Raw genomic sequence first — 21,754 nt, forward strand, 5'->3', positions numbered from 1 at the left:
AAAGCCTGTGGATCGTTCAAATCACCGGCTTCCAGGTTGATGGAGGTTGCCCGGCTTCTGGCTTCAATCACCTGAGTGATGGTTTCCTGTTCAAAATTAGCAGCTCCGCGCACAGTACTTACAAGGTTCGGAATCAGATCAGCCCTGCGTTGGTATTGATTCTCAACCTGTGCCCAGGCTTGATTCACTTCCTCTTCTTTTTCAATCAGTGAGTTGTTCAAACCCACAGCATAAATTACAATAAAAGCGACAACCCCAATTCCTAACCAGGTCTTGATATTCATTGATTTCAAGTGTTTAATTTTCATTTAAAAGATCAAATGCGAATATACGAAAGTGACTTGGGTTTGATTCATTTTATTTAAAAGAATATCTGATTTGTTAATAAAGGCCTTACCTTTGGGTTGGATTTAATCAGGTAAAAATTGCAAAAGGCGCAGTACACATGAAACCATCATTCATTTATTTCGATCTCGACAATACCTTACTGGACCATATTTCAGCTGAAGGGAAAGCACAACACTCTACATATGATCATTATCAGGAACTTCAGCAGGTTCCCATCGATCAATGGCTTAAGCAGTACCAAGTGGTAAACCACCTGCTATGGGAGAGTTACCAGCGAGACGAGATTGACCGGTATGAACTTCAGAGCGCCCGTTTTCGAAATACAATGGAAAAGTTTGAGCTCGACACGGCCAGGAGTGAAGAGATCGGAAAGTATTATATGAACAGTTACAGAGAATACTGGACCTGGGTTGATGGTGCACAGTCCGTATTAAAACTGGTTAGCTCAAAGGTTAAATCCGGAATTATCACGAATGGTTTTAAGGAGACTCAGGAGCTGAAATTTGATAAGTTAAATATTAAGGAATACTGCAGTCCGCTGCTGGTCACGGAAGATATTGGAAAGCTGAAGCCCCATCCAATCGTATTTGATGTGGCAACGGAGAAAGCCGGGGTACCGCGAGAAGAGATTCTCTATGTGGGAGATTCCTTTTCATCCGATATTGTGGGTGGTAATAATGCGGGCTGGAAAACAGCTTGGTTTACGGCACTAATTGACAAAGAGGCCTCCCGAAATGGCAATACAGATGTATCAGCAGATTTTGAATTTGAAGATTTCGAAGACCTGCTGAACTACCTTGATTTATAAACCCCGATTTAGTTGAAGTAGATTCGAAACCCGAGACCGGCGCTTAATCCGCTGTTATAGAAGGATCGATCGGTCGTGTAGTATGTCCTTTCAGAGGTTTCTCCGTTCGGGCCTACTGTCTCAACGCTTGATTCCTGCCTGACGCTACTCAGAACGGCTCTATAGGTTGTTTGTAAAAAGAGTGAAAAGGGATCTGCCAGTTGATATTCCAGGGAAATGAACCCGATGAACGATGCGTGGGTATCATCGGAGCATTTATTGTCTACATCAAAGATTGTGTCGAGGATGGATCGCCAGGTGGTTCGGCAGGATCGATCCGCCATTTTAAACTCCTGAACTCCCAATCCCGGTTTTAAACGAAGATCATCGGTTATCTGAAATACCGCGGCGGCTGAGAGTCCAATCACATAAGAGACGGCAGCATCGTAACCGCGGCTGTAGAGGAAACTGTATTCAATTCGTGTGTAGTCTTCATCAAAATAGGAGGCTTGCAACCCGATCGATCTGTTGTTCGCGAAATTCCGGTCGTTAACGGTCAGATTCGGAGCGTAGCTTCCGGTTAAACTCAGACTAAAACCTGAGTGGGATTGTCCGGCCGCTTCATACAACGGGATAAAAAATAAAAGGAGCAGAAAGTAGTGAAATTTCATGGCCGATCGTTTCGATTAAACGCCGATTCACTGTATTTTGATAATAGGAACGCCACAGTCATCAAGCGAACGATTTAGATAAATTCTCTGATTTCTATAATGTGGCAACAGTGAACAAGTTTGAATAAATGGAATTTAGTAAATCAGATTAAAAAAAAACAAATAGATAACAATGGCTAAACTAACTTTAAAGGATGTAGAACTGAAAGGCAAAACAGTTCTGATGAGAGTGGATTTTAATGTGCCTATCAAAGAAGGAAAAATTTCTGACGACAATCGAATTATACAAGCTTTAGATTCTATCAATTATGTGGTGGAACACGGTGCAAAATTAATTCTGACAAGTCATTTGGGGCGTCCGGCCGGTGAGCCTGATCCGGAATTTAGTCTTAAACCGGTAGCAGATCATTTAAAAACCCTGGTTGATGTGCCTGTTCATTTTTCCGTTGATTGCATTGGTGAGGAAGCGGATGCCGTAATTGAAGCAGCTAGTGAAGGAGAAATTGTGCTGCTCGAAAATGTGCGGTTCCATGCAGAAGAGAAGAATAACGATCCCGAATTTGCAAAGCAGCTCGCAAAACGTGCCGACCTTTTTGCAAATGACGCGTTTGGAAGTAGTCACCGTGCGCATGCATCCGTAGCCGGGGTAACTGAATTTTTACAGCCTTCTGTTTCGGGTTTCCTGCTGGAAAAAGAGATCAAATATTTAGAAGAAAGCGTCAATAATCCGGAACGGCCTTTTGTTGCTATTCTGGGAGGTGCGAAGGTCTCTGATAAAATCGGAGTGATTGAAAATCTGCTTACCAAAGTGGATTCTATCATTATTGGCGGCGGTATGACGTATACTTTCCTGAAAGCGAAAGGATGGGAAATTGGAGACTCTCTGGTAGAAGAAGATAAGATTGAATTGGCCGGCGAATTGATGAAAAAGGCTGATGAAGCCGGAGTAAACTTTATGCTGCCGGTAGATTCTGTAGTTGCCAAAGAGTTCAAAAATGATGCGGAACATAAAGTTGTCGACTCAGACGAAATTGAGTCCGGATGGATGGCACTCGATATTGGTCCGCAGGCGTGCCTTGCGTTCGGCAACAAAATCAAAGCGGCTCAAACGGTGGTTTGGAACGGCCCGATGGGAGTATTTGAGATGGAGAATTTTTCCGAGGGTACTTTTACAGTAGCTCAGGCACTGGCCGACGCAACCAAATCCGGTGCAACAACCATTATTGGCGGCGGCGATTCAGCTTCTGCGATTAAACAAGCCGGATTAATGGATCAGGTTTCTCATGTTTCCACCGGTGGCGGTGCAAGTCTTGAGTATCTGGAGGGTAAGGAGCTGCCCGGTGTTGTGGCATTGACGGATAAATAAGTAAATAAAATAACCTGAGTTTGTTATTAGATCTTTGAATTTGGGAAATCAAAAAGCCCCTTCCTTTTCAAGGTAGGGGCTTATTTTTTGCATGCTCAGTGATACGCAATAATCGACATGAAAGAACCAGATTCAGGTTTAAAGAGGTCTTTTTATTTACTGCGTCGCTCTTTTCAATGAAACCTGCTTTTTATTCTCATCTTCCGTAGTGGCTTCTATATTTGCAATTACGCCATTGGGCTTTAACCTTACAAATTGCTTCCTTTGTTCAGGCCAGTTTTCGAGATATATTTTTGCTGTCCCACTATTTGTTTCCGAAAAGTAATCGGTGATCAGCTTTTTGAGTTCTTCAGAGGAATCTTTATCCAGCTCAAGAGGAGTTACATACTCTTCATTTATCTGGTGAAGCTGGTCACGTCTCAAATAAAGTATACCACCGGTCATTCCGGCGCCTACATTGCTGGAGACTGACCCCAGAATTACCACCGTGCCGTTTGTCATATATTCACAAGGGTGCATTCCGGTCCCTTCCACTACAGCAACAGCTCCACTGTTTCGTACGGCAAATCGGTCGCCGGCTAATCCGTGAACGTAAAGAGTTCCTCCCGTTGCTCCATACAGGGCACAATTCCCGATAATGGCATTTTCAGACGGATTATACGTTGTCTCTTTTGGTGGGTTAATCACCATAGAACCACCCGACATCGCCTTGGCTACTGAGTCGTTCGCTTCCCCCCAAAGTTTTACATTCAGTCCTTCATTTAGAAATACACCAAAACCCTGGCCTGCACTTCCTGAAAATTCCAGATCCAATTTACCGTTAAAGCTGTGGTCTGATTCAGCTTCACCTTTTTCTTTAATTTCCGCCATTCTCTTGCTTGAAACATGTGCTGCTATAACACCGGATAGAGTTGCAAGTGCTGCCCTGTCTGTGGAATGAATAGATCCTTTATATTCAAACTCTTTCTCGTCCTCAACAATCTTTTCACACCTTTCTGAAAAGAATTTGTTAAACTCGCTGACTCCTTCATTAAACGGATTGCTTTGATTATTGTATTGATGCAAATCATCGTCTGCGTCTGAAGAAAAATACCCCAGGTCAATATTTCTGGACTCTACCAATTCCTGATGGAGTTCTTTAACCGTTAGCAGATCAACGCGGCCAATCAGTTGGTCTAGTGTGTCCACACCAATGAAAGCCAGGTGACGTCTTACATCTTCAGCGAGATACTCAAGCATTTTCACTACATGCTCTTTTTTGCCTTTATACTTGGCTTTAAATTTTGGATTGTGAGTGGCGATACCTGTGGGACAGGTATTTTTTTCGCAAATTCGAGCCATTACACAACCTTCTGCAATCAGCAAAAGTTTACCGAAGTCAAACCCTTCAGCGCCTAGCATGGCGGCAGATACAATGTCGGCTCCGGATTGGAGTCCGCCATCTGTCCGTAATTCTACAAATCCCCTGAGGCCATGTTTGCAAAGAGTTTTATGAACTTCAAACAAACCGATTTCCCAGGGAAGGCCGGCGTGTTTCATTGACGTGAGCGTTGCGGCACCTGTTCCGCCGTCCCCTCCCGAAACATGAATCACGTCAGCTCCGGCTTTGGCAACTCCAACAGCAATCGTCCCAATGTTTTCACCGGAGACCAGTTTGACATTTACTTTTGCGGATGGCTTAATCTGCTTGAGCTCGTAAATCAACTGTTTGAGATCTTCAATACTGTAAATATCATGAAGGGGCGGAGGGGAAATGAGGTCGAATCCGGGCTCGCTGTGGCGTGCAAAGGCAATATCTTCATTCACTTTTACTCCCATTAGCTGACCGCCTTCACCCGGCTTTGCACCCTGGGCAATTTTGATCTGAAACTCATTTCCGGCCATTAAGTACTCGGCAGTAACACCAAATCGTCCACTGGCAACTTGTTTTGTAGATGCAGAGATACCAAGAGTATAGTAATATGGATTTTCGCCACCTTCACCGCTATTTGACCGGCCTCCCATTTCTCTCATTGCAAGGAAGATATCTCGTTGAGATTCAGCGCTGATGGCGCCAAAACTCATGGCTCCGGACCCAAATCGCTGTAAGATTTTACCCCTATGCTCTACCTTGTCCAAACCAATTTTCTTGCCGGTTGTATTGAATGTGAACAGATCTCTGATATTTACAGGATCGGAGTCCTCACCTGCTTTCAAGTATTCATTGTAAAGTTCAATGTCATCCAGAGAAAGATTTTTGTTACGCACCAATTTGTGAACAATCTTCGACTGGGTATTAGTCATGGAATGCTTTTCGCCTTTCGTCCCTCTGTTTTGCTCTTTGTAAAGAAAGGTGTGGATCGGTTTATCGTCATCTGCCATCTCTTCAGCAACTTCCGAGTGGTTGACGATCTGTCTCACGACCTCTTTCACATCGATACCTTTTACAGGAGAAAATAACCCGGGGAAAAACAGATCTCTAAGCTCTTTGCCAATACCCAGTGCAGTAAACAGTTTCGAAGTCTGATAGCTACGAGCTACAGAAATACCTGATTTCGACATAATTTTAAGTAGCCCGGTATTAAAAGCCTTAATAACGTTCTGTTCGCGAATATCAGCATCAAGATTCTTGAATTTCCTGTGATCTCCGAACCTTGCAAATTCAAGTGCTTTATAAGGACAAACCGCTGTGGCACCGAAGCCTACGAGTGCGGCAAACTGGTGCGTATTTCTTACTTCGGCTGTATCTACTACAATTGATGCATTAAGCCGCAGTCCCGATTCATTCAACGCGTTCACCAAAGATCGAAGCATTAATAGACTGGGTATCGGCGGTTGTTTAGACGTTGCGTTTCGATCAGATATGATCAGGATTGTGGCTCCGTCTTTAACTGCTTTGATCGCTTTGTCGGTTACATTCCTGATGGAAGATCTGAAGCCGACTTCACCATGATCTCTTGAAAAGGTCATCTCAAATTCAGCCGTTATAACTCTGGAAGGCGATTTGTTAATACCTCTGAGCGTTTTCATCTGTCCCAAAGAAAGGAGCGGAGATTCAATTTCAAAGCCGGGAAATTGCGGTATCAGCTCTTTGGGTGAAAATATATTAGGTCGTTTCCCGATGTACATGCTTAAGTCAGTGACCATCTTCTCCCGAATATAGTCGAGTGGCGGGTTCGTAACCTGGGCAAAGTTCTGATAAAAATAGTCAAAAAAGGAGCGAGGCTGATCGGAAAACAGAGCCGGCCTTGCTGTGTCGCCCATCGAACCAATCGGCTCCTTGCCATCAGTAATCATAGGCACCAACAGGTTTTCAATATCCTCTCGGGTGTACTTAAACAGATGCTTATTAATCAAACTGTTATCTGTTTCCGCAATAATTCCAGGCTTCAGATGCTCGAGACGATGCTCAAAATCGGCGTCGTAATTTTCGCGCGAGTAGCTGGGATCCCTAAAGTGGATTTTGCCATTTTCGAGCTCCATTTTAATTCCGTTTCCGGCCTGGAGTGTACCTTTTCTTTTTACAGATGCGGGATCAATGTCGAAGGATCCGGTTTCTGAACTTAGATAGAGGTGTTGATCAGTTTCAACCCAGCGGCAAGGCCGAAATCCATTTCTGTCGAGGCGTCCGCCTATGGATGATCCATCCGAGTAAGAAATAAACGCGGGACCGTCCCACGGTTCCATTGCCCGACTCCAAAACTTATAAAAACTGTTTCCTTGTTTTGCGGGCGGAATCATAATGGCGAGAATGTCTTCCACAAAGGGAATACTGCTGCGGTAGGTGAGGGCTTCAACCATTTCGTTCAGACTGCCGGAGTCACTAATCTGTTGTCTTGTTAGTAGCTCATCTTTTGGAACACCAAGATATTTTTCTCTGGATATAGCCCACGACCGATTACCGGTAATGGTGTTTATCTCCCCATTGTGGGCGATAATTCGAAATGGTTGAGTTTTATCCCAAGAAGTTTTGGTGTTGGTCGAAAAACGGCGATGAAAAAGAGCAAACCGTGTTTTGAAATCAGGATTTTGCAGGTCGAGGTAAAAGTCTTTGAGAGAGTTTGCCTTGGTAAGTGCTTTATATACAATGGTGCGCGCCGAAAGAGATGTAAAAAAGAATTCACGGACAATTCCCTGGTCTTTCTCCTTTGTACGGGTCATTTGCTTAGCCGTAAAAAGCAGCTTATCAAACGAACTGTCGGTGCGGCAGTGGTCGGGCCTCTTAATGATAGCGTGAATTATGTAGGGCATCGACTCTTTTGCAATATTGCCAAGTACTGAAATGTCAACCGGAACTGTTCTATACTCTAGTATTTCCAGGCCGAAAAACTGAAATGTTTCTTCAAATATTCTAAGAGCTTTTCTTCTTCTCTGACTATAGTGTGGCGCAAATATGGTTGCTACAGCCACCTCGCCTTTTTCATATCCAAATAGCCCAAATGGAATGTCTGCCATTATCCCGGCGCCGTCACTGGAGATGAAATCGGCGTTGCACGCCCCACGGTGCTCAACACAACTAAGAGCATGGAGTGCTTTTTGTAAATTTTTGTGTGAATATTCATTTTTTCTGCTGGCAATAAAACCAACACCACAGGAAGATTTATCTTTAAAATAGTTGAAGTGGTCCATAACGGGGAGGGCTGATTGAGAACTTCTGAATTTTTAACACTGAATAAATAATGTTATAAATATTCAACTTTGCAATATATTTTAAATTGGAAGCGCTTTTTAGTTAATTAATAAGTCAATAATTTTAAATTGACTAAATAATTAAATATATAATCCGGCGTAATTACCAAGTAAGGGATGGTGTATAAGCCGGTGGTAGTAGATATTGCAGGTAGATTGGCTTCGTGTTTTCAGCGTTGATAATTCCAAAACAGATGATCTAAAGAAAAATTTTCAGCTTTAAAATAGAAACGCTTTACCTGTATTTGATTTTAAAATCTCACTCTTGCCTGAATTCCAATATCGCTTCGTCGGTTTCCATCAATCTGAAGGTTTCCGCTACTGATTATATCACGGTTACTGTAAACGGTAGTTGCCGCTTTTAGCCAAAAGTCCAGCCATGAGGCTGCCTGATAGTTTATGACAAAATACATTCGCTTCCCACGGTCGAAGAGCATGGTGTTTGAGAGAACGTACAGCAGATCGTTTTCGAACTGGAACACTCTTGAATCAAAATCATCCGTATCGAACAAGGTTATTCTGGCGTCAATTTTGACGTTTTGAAACGGGTAGAATCGAATGTCCTGAAAAACAAGATAGCCCAAGCTGGCGCCTTCCGGAATGGTGCGAGCTCTGACCGTATCAAAACGGGTACGTAGCCTTATTGAGGGATTTACCTGATATTCTGCCTGAAATCTTGCTCCCGTTCGGCGGGTTTCGCCTAATATCCTGAGCTCTCTACCCATCTCATCAAAAGCGGCATACTCCTCTTCCCTTAACTTATGTCTGATTAAAGCATAAAATTGCAGATCAGGGTTCGGGCTGTATTCTATCAATGAGAGCCAGTCATACCCCGAAGAAGGTTGTCGCTGTTGAAAACGTGCGGCCGGAAATCGAAACTGATCGATATAGGCACTGATCCGAACTTTTGAGCCAAGACTGTGGCTGAGTCCAAGATAAAAACCCTCTTCATTCCCCGGATTTCCTGATTGTTCTCCAAATCCTGCACCAAAAATGGACTGAAATGAAGGTTCATAATAGCGATAAACCGCAATGGCATCAGTACGATCTCCGAGTTCAAGTTCAGCACCGCTAAGCACTCCATAACCTCCATTATTGCTATAGGCTGCCTCGCCGAAGAGGAGTGCCGGTCCTGCAAGTAACCTGTAATCTGCTGAGTAGCCACTTAGGGTCTGTCCATGAAAGTTATTGATCTGCCATGGGAGTGTTCCCTCCTGGACGGGTCTTTCAAACCGGTTATGAAAACCGGATACACCGAAAAATCCGTTCGGAATCTGGATTCTGGCTCTTCCTCCAAAAGTTTCCTGGGCTAAATTCAGCCGTCTTTCACGTTCATTCAAGGTTCTGTGATAGCCACTTTCGGTTGGGAAACGGATGTAGGTTTCATCAATCTCAGAAGCTGTACGCTGCCGGTTTGAGTAGAAACCGGTGAGTTGTAATCGATTGCCGTACGTTGCAGCAATTCCCCTGAACCCGATCATCTCCTGTGCTGATGTAAATGGACGCACTCCACGCTCATTTTTATTCGGAGTCCGGATAACCTCACTGCCCTTACCAAAAGCTCCGCCACTCCACAGCAGTAATCCCTGGCCAAAAGCAACACTGTAGTCACCAATGATTAAATCTTTGAGCCGACCATTTTCCTGCAATGCTATATGCCATGAGGTATAGTCGAAACCTGCAGGATGTTCGAGAGGTTCGCCGGGATCTTTATCCTGAGTAATATTCAGTGAGAGATGATTGCTCGAATAGCGATATCGCTGATAGTATTTCACAGGGCTCCCAACAAATCCACCCAAAGTGTCGGGGCGCTGATATCCTCGCTGCTTCTCCAGGGTCTGTTGATAACGGCTGAATCCCTCCGTGCGGCTGTTCCGTGTCCAGTAGCGAGGATTCAAATAGAGATCCCTTCCACGGTCCAATCCTCTGCTAACTGTCAAATAGGGGCGAATGCGGTTAAGTGTTGCCTGTCCGATTCCTGAAACATCAATGAGATCATCCAACTCCTCAAAAGGCGCCTCTCTGTTTCGATACTCTACGATACTTTGAGCGAGACGAAAATTCATTCCCGGAACCTGCAAAAGTTCATCTATGCCAGCGCGGTTAACATTCAACGGGTTGTTTGCCAGGGTTTGAAGAAATTCAAGTAGTTCTTCAAGGCTTTGATCGGTCTCCTCACCGTCAAACTCTTGGAGCGCACGTTCAATATCCCATTCAATCCGGGCTTGCGTAGAGTCCTGTTGCTGGGCAGCTGCACTTTTAAAAAGATGAAAAGTTAAAAGGAAGCTTATTACAACAATTTGAAATGCCCTGAAAGCGAATAGTATTGAATGACGAGATGCAGAGAGTAGATTCATGATCAGGCCGGTTTTTTAAATTTGTATGGATAGATCGAGACCCGGGCTCATTCCAAGTGGAATATGCTGCTGAAGGGCAAAGTTTACAGCCCAGCGTTCACTGCCATAACCGAATCCGAAAGAGTAGGTGGAGGGTTTTGTGGAAATTCCGGCCCGGGTAAAGAATGATGTGAATATTTCAAACTCCAGCCCTGTCCTGAAGGAGAGTGGGAAATTAATGTCTTTCACAATTTCGGCAGTAATCTGCGCTGATGAAGCGGGTTTATAGCTAAAGCCCGCTGCTAATTCCCGGGGAAGATTTTCGTCGGTGTCTCCATAGGCGGGTTGATTCACGTTTGTAGCCCGCACACCCATCCAGAGTGATTCGGTTATTTCAGCAGCAAGGCCTAAATCTAACCCAAAAGCGTCTGCTGAACCATAATCTTCACCCTGAAAAATATAAACATAAGAGACGGAGGCTCCGTAGTGAAACCTGTCCTCGCTATTTTTGTAGGCCAGCAAAAATCGGTTTTCATGGAAAAGGTTAAAACCATAACGATGTACACCTACTCCAATCGTACCAACATTCGTTTGAACCGTGGCAGCTGCTGCCATGTCTGTAATTTCTGCAATACCAACATACCGGAAGCCATAAAATGAAACTGTATTTCTCCCCGTTGAAAGAAGGGCACTGTTGTTAAATATCGACCACTCCGATTCGGGCAAAGCAACACCTGATTGCCCCATCGATATCGATTTTGCCCCCATTACAGATTGGGCTTCTGCTTTCGAAAACCAAGCAAAACAGAAAGCCACTGATAATGTTAAAATAAAAAGGGATATTATTGGAGTCCTCTTTATCATTCTCTATTGATTTCGTTTTAAGAACTTATATTATCTGAATATGAAGGATAAACTTCAAATTTCAATTTTTGTTAACGTTCTGCTTTTTTTGGCTTTGACGGTTAATCTAAAAATTTTACATGCGCAGGAGCTTAATTGTGCGGTGTCTGTAAACGATCGTCAGATCAGCGGAAGCTCAACAGAATATGTGTCTGAACTGGCACCGGCCATTGAGAGATATCTAAATGAAAACAGGTGGACAGATGATCGTTATGAAGATTATGAGCGCATTCGTTGTAATATTCAGATCCTGCTGACAGACGTGGACGGTAATTCCAATTTTACGGCAGAAGCGGTTATTACCGCAAACCGACCGATCTACAATACAAATCGGCAATCAACTCTGATGGTGATCAGCGACAGTGCCTGGCGATTTAACTACTCCAGAAATAAGAATCTGATTTTTGATGATTTGCAGTTTGATGATTTAACTAGCTTCCTGGATTTTTACGCATATATCATTTTGGGATATGACTACGACAGTTTCTCAGATTTAGGAGGGTCATCTCACTTCAATTCTGCGTTAAGCATTTTTGAAATTGCTCAGAACACCGGTGCACAGGGTTGGGGCAGATCGATAGGAGCACAGCGGAATCGATTTGGTCTGATCAATGATTTAACCAATCCGTCTTACAGGGATTTAAGAAGTGCTTACTACAGGTATCACCGATTGGGATTAGATCAATTTACACAACAGGAAGAGCTTGCCAGGAATGAAATTGTTGAGGCACTGGATCTAATCAGAGAAAATAAACGCGTGACAAGCAACAACTATCTTTATGATCTATTTTTCGGGACAAAATACATGGAGATTGTCGCCGCTTTAATGGATGCTTCACCATCAGTACGTACGGCTGCATATAATATAATAAGTGATGCAGACCCTGCCAATACTTCGGAGTATAGGAAATTGTTGGAGTAGAAGATTTAAAATAATTACTTGATGAGAGTCATTCGTTTGTTTAATACTTTATCTGATGTGATAAGTCTGTAAAAATAAACTCCGCTGGCCAGTGAGTTACCGTCAAAGTTAATTTCGTGATATCCTGCCTGGTATCGCTGATCAACCAGAGTTTGCACTTTTCTTCCAAGAACATCAAAAACATCAATTCTCACACGGTCCTCCACAGGTAACGCAAATTCAATGGAAGTTGATGGATTGAATGGATTAGGGTAGTTTTGGTTCAATGCAATTTCATCAGGTAATTCAGATCCATCCTCTCCCGGCTCAATGAATAGTGTAAAACGGGAGTTCCCCGATTTAGCCGCAGACTTTTGCAATAACCTGAAATTGGAGGGTGCATTTACTACCGGAGCCGTTTTCCCTTGATTTCTGATTTCAAAATCATAAAAATTGTTCTCTTTTAAATTAATGCGATCACCCGTATGGTTATCCTCCAGAATGACTGACCAGCTTTCCGGAATATTTTTGAGCTCCGGCCAGGTGAGCGTCACAATTCCGTTGTGAAAATTCCCATCTTTAATAGCACCTGCTGCCACAGGAATTTCGATGGTTTTGCCAAAATCCCGGGGTAGGTTATTGATAGCCAATTCCGTTCCGTCTGCAAAAAGGGAGTAGATTTCAAGGTAGGTCGTTGCATCAAAAGGTAGAAGTCGATACGCATCTTGCCTGTCCGTAGTAAAGCTTCCCTGTTCAGTAAATGAAAAATGGGTGGATGTGGTGTGAAAATCACTTTCAAGCTGCAGAGCAATAACCGGCACATCCTGATACCGTTCATTTGATTTTCTATATACACCGTCGGTTGTTTTGTTTGATGGATCCACTGACAAAACGGGACTCTCCTGGTTAGCTTTCACCCAGAATCCCTGAAAAGGTGCAATTCTGCCGCTACCATGGCTGCCCGTCTCTCCGTTCCAATACTTGTACTCTTGTGCATTTTGATCCCAGATGTAGAGCACATCATCCATATTCTCTTTTGTCCATCCGTTTGCGTCCCAATCTAGAGTGGCGCCAAATGGATTACCGGCCATGTTCCATCCGGTATCAGCCTCGGCCGTATAGGTGACTGGAAATGTAAAATCACCGGCTTGACCATGGAAATTCTCCTGCCCCGATATAGTTATGGTTCTCGGGAGCGGATCGTTGTAATCGTTGTCACCCGGTACATCGCCGAATACATAGAAAAAATAACCTAACCCTGTTTCAGGACTATCTGTGATAGAGTTTGGCGCAGTCCAGCGCTGATTATCTGTTGTCAATTCCGGATCGGTTGGGTCTACAAATGTTTCATCATACCACATCAAGCTAGGTTGACGATTCTCGTAAGTACTACCGGATAAACCCTGAATCGTCAATCCATCAAAAAAGTCTTGAAATGTCGAAGCTACAGGAGCTGATAGCATCTTCCATCCTCGATTACTGAGTGTTCTTCTAAACTGAAGTTGCCCATTTACATAATTTGTGTTAGGTGCAATGAAATTACGACCGGAGCTGATGATTAAATCACCGTTCTGAAGTGTTAAATCGCCATCAACAATTATATCGTCGAAAGTTCGAACTCCTTCAGTATTATTTATGACAGCGTTTTTCATCTGTGTTAAATTGTTAATGCGCTGCCTGCTCAAATTAGGATAATCAGCAAAATTTTCGTTTATGCGAATACCAAAAATGACAGTACCTTCACTGGCGTCAATATTCAAAAGATCTAAATTGCCTCTCACAACCAACGTATTGTTGTTTAGCTGAAGCTCACCCTCTCCGGAAATGCTTTGGAGATTGTCGAGGGTTATATCTGCATCTTGCGCAAGGATAAAAGAATTTTCCTTTGTAATGAGTAATTCAGAAGTATCAATCAGATTACCTGATGAAACGGTGACATTGTTCAGAATTTCGAGTCGTTCTGCCAGTAAATTTGGGGTGTTGACTGTCTGTAAAGATTGGCCGTTAAACTGAACAACCGTTCCTGCTGTCCTCGCCAGGAAATTCTGGAGAGTAAGGTCTCCGCCAAGTTCAATATCTGTATTTAAACCGGATGCAAAAGTACCGGTTCCCGAAAAGTTACCGCCAATGGCCAGGCTGGTGTTATCTTCTATGTCGAGAGTTCCATTTACCTCTATTGTCCCGGAAACCTCTATGGCATTACCGCCGAATAAAACGAGTTGTGCACCATCGTCAATCTGCATGCTGCCAACGTTTACATTCAGGTCCAGGTCAGGATAGTAACTTTCACCGCTTGGAATAATCACAAAATCACCCGGCTCCGGTTGCCTGTTTAAAGACCAGTTTTCGGCACGTGTCCAATCTACCTGAACCGATTCGGGCCCTCCACCGGGCTGCCAAACGATAGGATTTGTTATGCTGACCCTTGGGCGTTGAGGTAGTTCTGAGCCGATGTAAGTAGCAGTAAATTCAATTTCTTCCTGGATTGTTGATGCCGTAAGTGTGGCCTGATACTGGTTGGATTGAGATACATAAACCAAGTTGGAAAGTGTGGCAGAAATGGTACCTGCCGGATCAACTCTCTGGGCAGTTAATGATAGATTACCGGATTGATCGGTGAGCACAGGATTGGAAAATTCATCTCGAAGAATAACAGTGATGATAGACTCCGAAGCGGGATCATTTTCAATAACATCAGGGTTAACTGAAAGTTGGGAAGTGTTAACGTCCGGTTCAGCAGCGACTACAGTGAACGAAGGACTGGTTCCGTTGAGTCCAAATACTTCCTGATCGGAGGCTGTTAAGGTAATATCCTCGCCACTGCGAGTTAATGTCACAGAGTGGTTTTCAGCAATGCCGTTGCTCACAGATACTGAAGAGCCCGATGAAAACACCGAGTTTGTTGAGAGATCAAGGGTTCCGGAATAGGATTCAACCCGGTTTAAATTTTCATCCACGGCTTCTATTGAAATATCAAAAGGTACACCTGCAGTTTGGCTTACCGGAATACCACTGCTTTGAGGAACGGAGATGACAAATTCAGCAACTTGGCCGGATATGAAATCTACAGAAGTAGTCGCAATCGGCGATCCGTTATTGAGTGCGGTCAGTGTTGCTGTTTCAACGTCTGTAGAAGAGGTTAAAATAGCGGTATATGTACCGTCAGCATTATCTGTAGCGGTAAGAGATGTCTGATCAGCAATACTCCCGGTGCTTAATAATCCGCGATCCGTTTCTGCGGTAATTGTTTCTCCGCCACTGTTAAGTTGATTGCCAAATTCATCTCTCAGCTGCACAGTAACCAACGCGGTGCTCTCTCCATCTGCCGAAATCTGTTCCGGATTGGCAGTCATCACCGTATTACTAAAATCAACACCGGCAGGTTGTACCAGAAAAGTATCTGAACTACCGGAAATCGAACTGTCATTACTGTCTGTAGCCGTAAGTGTATGATTATCTGAAGTACTCAATGCAACTGTTAAACCGGATAGTTCGCCGTTCGTAAATGCAGCTGTAGTCCCTTCACCGGTAATGAAATCAGAAGTTGAAGTCAGATCAACGGTATCGTTATAATCTGTAATTACGGTTCCTTCGGAGTTAATGGCAAAAATGTCAATATCAAAAGGCTCGCCTGCCACCTGGTCCGGAATGGGTCCTCCTCCGGCAGCTTCGATACGAAACCCGGAAACAGCATCTGTATCCAGAATATTAATTTCTGAACTGATGGCAGATGTTAGTCCAGCAGCTTCCGCCAATACAGTTTTGACTCCGACATCATCAAATGAAACGTCATCAAAGAGTGCAACTCCGGAACTGTTTGTTTGAACCGATGTGGTTCCCTGAAGCTGCCCTGTTCCCGAGTTGACGGATGTGTTAACCGTTATACCGCCTTCCTCGACTACGTTATCATAATCATCAAATAGTTGAACCTCGAGAGGAGGAGAGAGGTTTACGTTTTGTGTTCCCGAACTGGGGACAGTTACAAAACCGAGTTTAGCAGGGGCGGCCGGCTGAACTGTAAAATTGTTTGAAATGATATCTGTCAGATCGCTTGAAGAGAATGTAAGCGTAAATTCACCGGCTGATTCTGTGAGCAGGTCGGTAAATGCAGCTTCTCCCTGATTGGCGGTGATAGTAGTTGTACCTATTAATGAACCATCATCGCCAGTAATCGCAACAGATACTTCTGAGGAATTGTTTGTGGTGACCAGATTGCCAAATGTATCCAGTAAATGAATAACCGGTTGTGTTGGGAAAACTTGACCGGCAACAGCCGTTCCTGAGGGTTGTGTTGATATTGACAGTTCACGAGCAGTTCGAGGCTGAACGGTTATCAATCCTGATGGCACAGGAGTTGCATCTTCAAAAGTAGCTTGAATCCGTGCTGACCCAGTTATTTGTGAATTAAGAGAAGCACTTCTAAGGTCATTTGAAGGGGTTAAATTAGATTGATTGAGGCCTCCTGTTATTTCTGTTAATGTCCAGTCATTTTCATCGGCAAGGGATACATTGCGAATGTAATTCCCGCCAATATCTCGTCCGATAGCATAAACGGTTAGTGAATTACCTGCCAGCAAATCTTGGTCGTCAACTTGGTTTCCGGTGCCATCGGGGGCAGTTTCAACAATAATCTCACTGATCTGCCCCGCCACTTTACTCAAATTTCCATAATTCGCATCTGTAGGGCCTGTAGTTCCGGTATTTGAAATATTTCCCTGATCAGGTATAGATGTGTTCGCCGGACGGAGCTGCAAACCTCCAAAACTGACACGTCCAGGTCCCTGACCATTACCGGCTGACCTGCTTTGGTTTACAACAGTAAATACGATCTCAGTTTCTGAAATGGATGTAAATTCAATGTCTAAATCGGTGTTGTTGGCACCCACTCCTTGTATGTCAACCAGAATACTTTCTGCTGTCAGATTGGTATTCCACTCATACCCTGAAGGAAGAGTAAGAATAACAGTGCCATTTTCTTGCAGTTGTCCTGTTGCAGTCTCCCGAATGGTTGGGCCGGTTAATGTGGCATAATCTCCGCCCACATTATCAATGGAGAGGCCGGTGCCACCGGATGCCCGAATCACATCCTGCGCGCTGGCTTGATTAAAAAGCCCTCCGATGAGCAGAAATGAGAATATAGAGATTAAAATTTTTATGGACTGAGAGTTTCTCATACCTTTTAAAAAAGTGAAGCCTAAGTGCAAATGGGTATAACTAAAGATACACAGTACGGCCTGATCAACAGAATTAGAATGATTTTATTTGATCATTAAATATATAATTAATTTTAATTGATTACTGTAGGCTCAAAGCTAATCAAACTGAATAAAAATCTATGAAGGGAATCATATTAGCGGGGGGGACCGGATCGCGACTTTATCCGCTTACAAAAGTGACAAACAAGCATCTGCTTCCGGTGGGAAACAAGCCGATGATCTACTACCCGATCGAAAAGCTGACCGGTGCCGGGATTGATGAGATACTGATTGTTACGGGCACCGAGCATATGGGAGATGTAGTAAACCTTCTTGGCTCAGGAAAAGATTTTGAATGCAGATTTACCTACAAGGTTCAGGATGAAGCGGGGGGAATTGCACAGGCGCTCGGGCTGGCAAGGAATTTTGTTGGGAATGATTCGATGGCGGTTATTCTGGGTGATAATATTTTTGAGTCAGATTTGACTGCGGTTGTAAAAAACTATGACAAAAGCGGAGCCCAAATCATCATTAAAGAGGTTGATGGTCCGCAGCGATTTGGTGTGGCGGAGTTGAAGGAAGATAAGATAACTGGGATTGAGGAAAAGCCTGATCAACCAAAGTCAAACTTTGCTGTTACCGGAATCTACTTCTTCCCGCCGGATGTATTTGATATCATTGAAACCCTGGAGCCATCCAATCGCGGTGAACTGGAAATTACAGATGTCAATAATCACTATATCCAACAGGGGCGAATGAAATACTCTGTACTGAAAGGGTGGTGGACCGATGCCGGTACTCCGGATTCCTACAAGAGAGCGAATGAGCTTACTACAAAATACTAGCAATATGAAGTTTTTGATTACTGGTGCGAACGGACAGTTGGGAAGAGAGTGGGTTCGCTTTTTAGAATTGAAAGGGTTGCCTTTTGATGCTTTTGGCTCCTCAAAGCTGGACATCACAAACGGGGAGGACGTCAGAAAGTGGCTCAAAGAGTGCCGTCCTGATGTTGTGATTAACTGCGCTGCCTACACTAACGTGGACGAAGCTGAGGATCAAGAAAAGCTGGCCTATTCTGTAAATGAAACTGGAGTTGAGCATCTGGTCAGTGCCTGTATGGAATACAGCTGTAAATTGGTTCATTTCAGCACGGACTATGTGTTTCCCGGTAACTTTGAAGATGGGAGTAAGTTTCCCCAAGGTTATCCTGAAGATGCTGAAAAGCGCCCCGTCAACGCTTACGGCAGATCTAAACGAGCAGGTGAAATTATTATTGAAAACAGCCCGTTGGATTGCCTGCTCATCCGTGTTTCGTGGCTATGTGGACCATTTGGTAACAACTTTGTAAAAACCATGCTTCGTCTCGCGGAAACACGGAATGAACTTTCTGTTGTAGACGATCAAAAAGGGAGTCCATCATTTACGTTTGATGTTGTTGAGAAATGTTTTGAGCTGTTGACTTCTCAAAAATCAGGCGTTTATCATATTAGTTCAGAAGGTAGAATTTCTTGGGCCGATTTTGCGGAGGAAATATTCAATCAATCAGATTTAAAAGTGAATGTGAATCGAATTCCTTCATCAGAATTTCCCACGAAAGCAAATCGCCCTGCTTTTTCGCTTCTGTCCAATCAAAAACTTGAAAAAGAGGGATTAAATGTGCTTGCTTGGAAAGCAGGATTATCAGTTCTTTTAAAGAAACTAAATCATTCATTATGAAATTTGAAGAGACATCGCTACAGCACGTCTGGCTAATCAAGCCTGACAGTTTTAAGGATGAAAGGGGAGAGTTCCTGGAAACATTCCGGGTAGAGTTGTTTAAAGATCACGGGCTGGAGTTTGAGTTTGTCCAGGATAATATATCTGTATCCAAAAAGGGGACGCTGAGAGGATTGCATTATCAATTGCCTCCTGCCTCACAGGGGAAGCTGGTGATGGTTCCAAAAGGTAAAATACTGGATGTTGCAGTTGATATGAGGCAAAATTCACAAACCTTTAAGCATCACTATGCAACGATATTGAGTAGTGAGAACCGGCATATGATGTTTATCCCTACGGGGTTTGCACACGGTTTTTCGGTACTCTCGGATGAAGCCACCGTATACTATAAATGCAACGATTACTATAATAAGAAACTGGAACAGGGAGTGAAGTGGGATGATGCCGACTTAAATATTGATTGGAAGGTTAAAGCACCTATCCTCTCAGAGAAAGACAAAAATCTCCCTTTATTAAGAGAAATGGATGAGCATGATCTGTTTTAAGTAGACAAGTGTGAATTTTTGAAAAGCAACCAAGAGAAATGAAATTAATTGTAACCGGCGGTGCAGGATTTATCGGCTCAAACCTGATACTCCACCTGTATGAAAACTATCCCGATATTGAGATTTTGAATCTCGATAAACTTACATATGCATCAGATATTAGCTATTTGGCACCCCTGAAACAATCGGGCCGTTATCATTTTAAAAAACTTGATCTTGTTGACCGAATAGCGGTTAAGGAGGCGGTTAAAACATGGAAACCGGACGGTGTGATTCATCTTGCGGCAGAATCTCACGTGGATAACTCCATTCAAGGCCCTGAGCCGTTTATCCTGTCTAATGTTGTAGGGACATTCAATATTCTGGAAGAGTGCAGGCAATTCTGGAATAGTGAGGCTTCAACAGTTTCAGGTCCCAAGCGATTTTTACATGTATCTACGGATGAAGTGTATGGTACGCTCGGTGATGAAGGGTCCTTTACGGAGTCTACTCCGTACGCGCCAAACTCTCCCTACTCAGCATCTAAAGCGGGCAGCGATATGATTGTGAGATCCTACTTTCACACTTATAGAATGAACACTCTGATTACAAACTGTTCAAATAATTTCGGACCGCATCAGCACGATGAAAAACTGATTCCAACTGTGATAAGAAAGGCACTGGAGAAGGAAGAAATTCCGGTTTACGGCACCGGAGAAAATGTTCGGGACTGGCTTTTTGTGAGAGACCACTGTGAAGCATTGATGAAAATCTTTGAAGAAGGGAAGGCCGGTGAACCCTATAATATCGGTGGGAAAAATGAGTGGAAAAATATCGATCTGGTTCGGCTGATCTGCGATATTTTAAATAATGAAGTTGGCGAAGGCCCTGAAGAGGATTACAAAAATCTGATTAGCTTTGTGCATGATCGTCCAGGTCATGATTTCCGATACTCGGTAGATATCTCAAAGATCAAGAGTGAACTGGGATGGTCTCCCTCTTCTGATTTTGAAGAAGAACTTGCAGAAACGGTTCAATGGTATATCAGGCGATATTCAGAGAAGTAAAATTCACTCAGTCAAAGATAACTTCTGTGTGAAACTCACCATACTCTCCAAACGGATCAATATCATCAGGGAGTGACTCAATAAATTTTCGATTGAACGTCATCCCGGGTTTTATCCTGTTTCGGTGAGATTCAGAAACAGATCGCAGCTTAACGGTAACTTTTTTCTGTTTTTCAAGGAGAGTTAAAAGCTCCTCAGTGGACTTTTTCCAAATGGGGAAATGGCATTTGAATCCAAGATTCCCAAACTCTTTTTCCCGCCATTCTCGGATATCCTGCAAATGAATATCCCCAAATATCAAATCAGTAACCCGGTATGGGGCAGAGGTGAACTCTATTTTAAGTGTTGACAGATAAGAACGATTATTAACCGGGTGGGAAAGTGGAATGGTGATGAGCGGAAGTTCCAGTTTTAATGCCTGTCGTTGAATCCGGCTGATCGGTATCTCCTGAAATGGCACCACTCCTGATTCATCATCATAGGTTGTGATCAAAATTGGCTCGAGATTTTCATTAGATTGCCACTCCAGAAGTGCCAGGTAAGAATCCTTGCCGCCACTCCAGAACAGTACAGGTTTTTCAGGCTTTGGATTTGTAGATTGCATGACTAATTTCCACGGAATGATCGGGTTAATACCCCTGTTTGAATCACAAAGTTAAATATCAAACTACAAAAAGATTTATCGATGAGTAAAAAACAGTATTGGTTGATGAAGTCTGAACCGGATGCCTACAGTATTGACGACCTGAAACGTGATGGCCAGATTCGCTGGAGCGGAGTGAGAAACTACGAGGCCCGCAACATCATGAGAGATAAAATGAACATCGGAGACCGGGCGTTTTTCTATCATTCGAATGTGAAACCGCCTGTGATTGCCGGTGAGATGGAAGTTTGCACAGAGCCATATCCCGACCCTCTTCAGTTTGATCCGGATAGCAAATACTTCGACCCGAAAAGCAGTGAAAGTGATCCCCGGTGGCAGCTGATTGATGTGAAATTTGTTCAAAAATTTGAGAAGCCGGTCACTCGTGATGAGCTTAAGGAGCATGAAGATCTTTTGGAAATGCAGCTTTTTAAAAGGAATAGACTTTCCATAACCGAAGTGACCGAGGAGCAGTATAAAAAGATTCTAAAACTGGCTGGCGAGTAGTCTCCCCTGCCAGTGCTTTTCTGGTCCCGGGTGATATTTCCCGGGGAGGGGAGTACCGCCATTAGGTGGAAGGGGTGTCAATGATGTTTATCTTTTGTAGAACTGTAGAACTGTAGAACTGT

Annotated in this window: 15 protein-coding genes; 8 read left to right on the forward strand and 7 right to left on the reverse strand. The window is 43.6% G+C overall.

The window, feature by feature from the left end; translation table 11 throughout:
- Nucleotides 1-284: LemA family protein (locus tag ACESM0_RS01665; RefSeq protein ID WP_372903003.1), on the reverse strand; the 284-nt coding region annotated here is incomplete at its 3' end.
- Between the two features lie 161 nt (nucleotides 285-445).
- Between ACESM0_RS01665 and ACESM0_RS01670 the strand changes: the two genes are divergently transcribed.
- Nucleotides 446-1,156: an HAD family hydrolase gene (locus tag ACESM0_RS01670; protein ID WP_372903005.1), complete on the forward strand. Its 711-nt coding sequence runs from the start codon at nucleotides 446-448 to the stop codon at nucleotides 1,154-1,156.
- Nucleotides 1,157-1,164: 8 nt separating this feature from the next.
- Here the strand turns inward: ACESM0_RS01670 and ACESM0_RS01675 are convergent, their stop codons facing one another.
- Nucleotides 1,165-1,806 carry a hypothetical protein gene (locus tag ACESM0_RS01675; protein ID WP_372903007.1) on the reverse strand — a complete coding sequence of 214 codons (642 nt, stop codon included), beginning with the start codon at nucleotides 1,804-1,806 and terminating at the stop codon, nucleotides 1,165-1,167.
- A gap of 172 nt (nucleotides 1,807-1,978) precedes the next feature.
- Between ACESM0_RS01675 and ACESM0_RS01680 the strand changes: the two genes are divergently transcribed.
- A complete protein-coding gene (locus tag ACESM0_RS01680; RefSeq protein WP_372903009.1) occupies nucleotides 1,979-3,172 on the forward strand; it encodes a phosphoglycerate kinase in 1,194 nt (397 codons plus the stop codon).
- Between the two features lie 156 nt (nucleotides 3,173-3,328).
- On the opposite strand, the gene gltB is transcribed toward ACESM0_RS01680, so the two are convergent.
- The 3 genes from gltB to ACESM0_RS01695 form a co-directional block, all read right to left on the reverse strand.
- On the reverse strand, nucleotides 3,329-7,780 hold the full coding sequence (gltB, locus tag ACESM0_RS01685; protein WP_372903011.1) for a glutamate synthase large subunit: 4,452 nt from the start codon (nucleotides 7,778-7,780) through the stop codon (nucleotides 3,329-3,331).
- A gap of 311 nt (nucleotides 7,781-8,091) precedes the next feature.
- Nucleotides 8,092-10,197: a ComEA family DNA-binding protein gene (locus tag ACESM0_RS01690; protein ID WP_372903013.1), complete on the reverse strand. Its 2,106-nt coding sequence runs from the start codon at nucleotides 10,195-10,197 to the stop codon at nucleotides 8,092-8,094.
- Between the two features lie 15 nt (nucleotides 10,198-10,212).
- Entirely contained in the window at nucleotides 10,213-11,040 is an 828-nt protein-coding gene (locus ACESM0_RS01695) for a hypothetical protein (protein ID WP_372903015.1), read from the reverse strand.
- 40 nt (nucleotides 11,041-11,080) lie between these two features.
- On the opposite strand from ACESM0_RS01695, the gene ACESM0_RS01700 reads away from it, so the two are divergent.
- On the forward strand, nucleotides 11,081-12,001 hold the full coding sequence (locus ACESM0_RS01700; protein ID WP_372903017.1) for a DUF4835 family protein: 921 nt from the start codon (nucleotides 11,081-11,083) through the stop codon (nucleotides 11,999-12,001).
- 14 nt (nucleotides 12,002-12,015) lie between these two features.
- Here ACESM0_RS01700 and ACESM0_RS01705 read toward each other — a convergent pair whose 3' ends face one another.
- Nucleotides 12,016-17,154 (reverse strand): invasin domain 3-containing protein, encoded by a 5,139-nt coding sequence (locus ACESM0_RS01705; protein WP_372903019.1) that lies wholly within the window; start codon nucleotides 17,152-17,154, stop codon nucleotides 12,016-12,018.
- Nucleotides 17,155-17,315: 161 nt separating this feature from the next.
- On the opposite strand from ACESM0_RS01705, the gene ACESM0_RS01710 reads away from it, so the two are divergent.
- The 4 genes from ACESM0_RS01710 to rfbB are packed head-to-tail and all read left to right on the forward strand — an operon-like array spanning nucleotide 17,316 to nucleotide 20,482.
- Nucleotides 17,316-18,020, forward strand: a complete 705-nt coding sequence (locus tag ACESM0_RS01710) for a sugar phosphate nucleotidyltransferase (protein ID WP_372903021.1) — start codon at nucleotides 17,316-17,318, stop codon at nucleotides 18,018-18,020.
- A gap of 4 nt (nucleotides 18,021-18,024) precedes the next feature.
- Nucleotides 18,025-18,891 carry a dTDP-4-dehydrorhamnose reductase gene (gene rfbD / locus ACESM0_RS01715; RefSeq protein ID WP_372903023.1) on the forward strand — a complete coding sequence of 289 codons (867 nt, stop codon included), beginning with the start codon at nucleotides 18,025-18,027 and terminating at the stop codon, nucleotides 18,889-18,891.
- Complete coding sequence (gene rfbC / locus ACESM0_RS01720) at nucleotides 18,888-19,436, forward strand: dTDP-4-dehydrorhamnose 3,5-epimerase (protein WP_372903025.1); 549 nt, start codon at nucleotides 18,888-18,890, stop codon at nucleotides 19,434-19,436. Before rfbD ends, rfbC begins: the two co-directional genes overlap by 4 nt.
- A 38-nt stretch (nucleotides 19,437-19,474) precedes the next feature.
- Nucleotides 19,475-20,482 carry a dTDP-glucose 4,6-dehydratase gene (rfbB, locus tag ACESM0_RS01725; protein WP_372903027.1) on the forward strand — a complete coding sequence of 336 codons (1,008 nt, stop codon included), beginning with the start codon at nucleotides 19,475-19,477 and terminating at the stop codon, nucleotides 20,480-20,482.
- A gap of 7 nt (nucleotides 20,483-20,489) precedes the next feature.
- On the opposite strand, the gene ACESM0_RS01730 is transcribed toward rfbB, so the two are convergent.
- Nucleotides 20,490-21,086: a hypothetical protein gene (locus ACESM0_RS01730; RefSeq protein WP_372903029.1), complete on the reverse strand. Its 597-nt coding sequence runs from the start codon at nucleotides 21,084-21,086 to the stop codon at nucleotides 20,490-20,492.
- 81 nt (nucleotides 21,087-21,167) lie between these two features.
- On the opposite strand from ACESM0_RS01730, the gene ACESM0_RS01735 reads away from it, so the two are divergent.
- On the forward strand, nucleotides 21,168-21,632 hold the full coding sequence (locus ACESM0_RS01735) for an EVE domain-containing protein (RefSeq protein WP_372903031.1): 465 nt from the start codon (nucleotides 21,168-21,170) through the stop codon (nucleotides 21,630-21,632).
- Nucleotides 21,633-21,754 lie beyond the last annotated feature (122 nt).

It is taken from the genome of Rhodohalobacter sp., assembly GCF_041686455.1.
Classification (GTDB): domain Bacteria; phylum Bacteroidota; class Rhodothermia; order Balneolales; family Balneolaceae; genus Rhodohalobacter.

Excerpts from the sequence above, each read along its gene's own strand:
- ACESM0_RS01670 (WP_372903005.1), top strand. The coding sequence starts at position 446 with ATGAAACCATCATTCATTTATTTCGATCTCGACAATACCTTACTGGAC.
- ACESM0_RS01675 (WP_372903007.1), bottom strand. The coding sequence starts at position 1,806 with ATGAAATTTCACTACTTTCTGCTCCTTTTATTTTTTATCCCGTTGTAT.
- ACESM0_RS01680 (WP_372903009.1), top strand. The coding sequence starts at position 1,979 with ATGGCTAAACTAACTTTAAAGGATGTAGAACTGAAAGGCAAAACAGTT.
- gltB (WP_372903011.1), bottom strand. The coding sequence starts at position 7,780 with ATGGACCACTTCAACTATTTTAAAGATAAATCTTCCTGTGGTGTTGGT.
- ACESM0_RS01690 (WP_372903013.1), bottom strand. The coding sequence starts at position 10,197 with ATGAATCTACTCTCTGCATCTCGTCATTCAATACTATTCGCTTTCAGG.
- ACESM0_RS01695 (WP_372903015.1), bottom strand. The coding sequence starts at position 11,040 with ATGATAAAGAGGACTCCAATAATATCCCTTTTTATTTTAACATTATCA.
- ACESM0_RS01700 (WP_372903017.1), top strand. The coding sequence starts at position 11,081 with ATGAAGGATAAACTTCAAATTTCAATTTTTGTTAACGTTCTGCTTTTT.
- ACESM0_RS01705 (WP_372903019.1), bottom strand. The coding sequence starts at position 17,154 with ATGAGAAACTCTCAGTCCATAAAAATTTTAATCTCTATATTCTCATTT.
- ACESM0_RS01710 (WP_372903021.1), top strand. The coding sequence starts at position 17,316 with ATGAAGGGAATCATATTAGCGGGGGGGACCGGATCGCGACTTTATCCG.
- rfbD (WP_372903023.1), top strand. The coding sequence starts at position 18,025 with ATGAAGTTTTTGATTACTGGTGCGAACGGACAGTTGGGAAGAGAGTGG.
- rfbC (WP_372903025.1), top strand. The coding sequence starts at position 18,888 with ATGAAATTTGAAGAGACATCGCTACAGCACGTCTGGCTAATCAAGCCT.
- rfbB (WP_372903027.1), top strand. The coding sequence starts at position 19,475 with ATGAAATTAATTGTAACCGGCGGTGCAGGATTTATCGGCTCAAACCTG.
- ACESM0_RS01730 (WP_372903029.1), bottom strand. The coding sequence starts at position 21,086 with ATGCAATCTACAAATCCAAAGCCTGAAAAACCTGTACTGTTCTGGAGT.
- ACESM0_RS01735 (WP_372903031.1), top strand. The coding sequence starts at position 21,168 with ATGAGTAAAAAACAGTATTGGTTGATGAAGTCTGAACCGGATGCCTAC.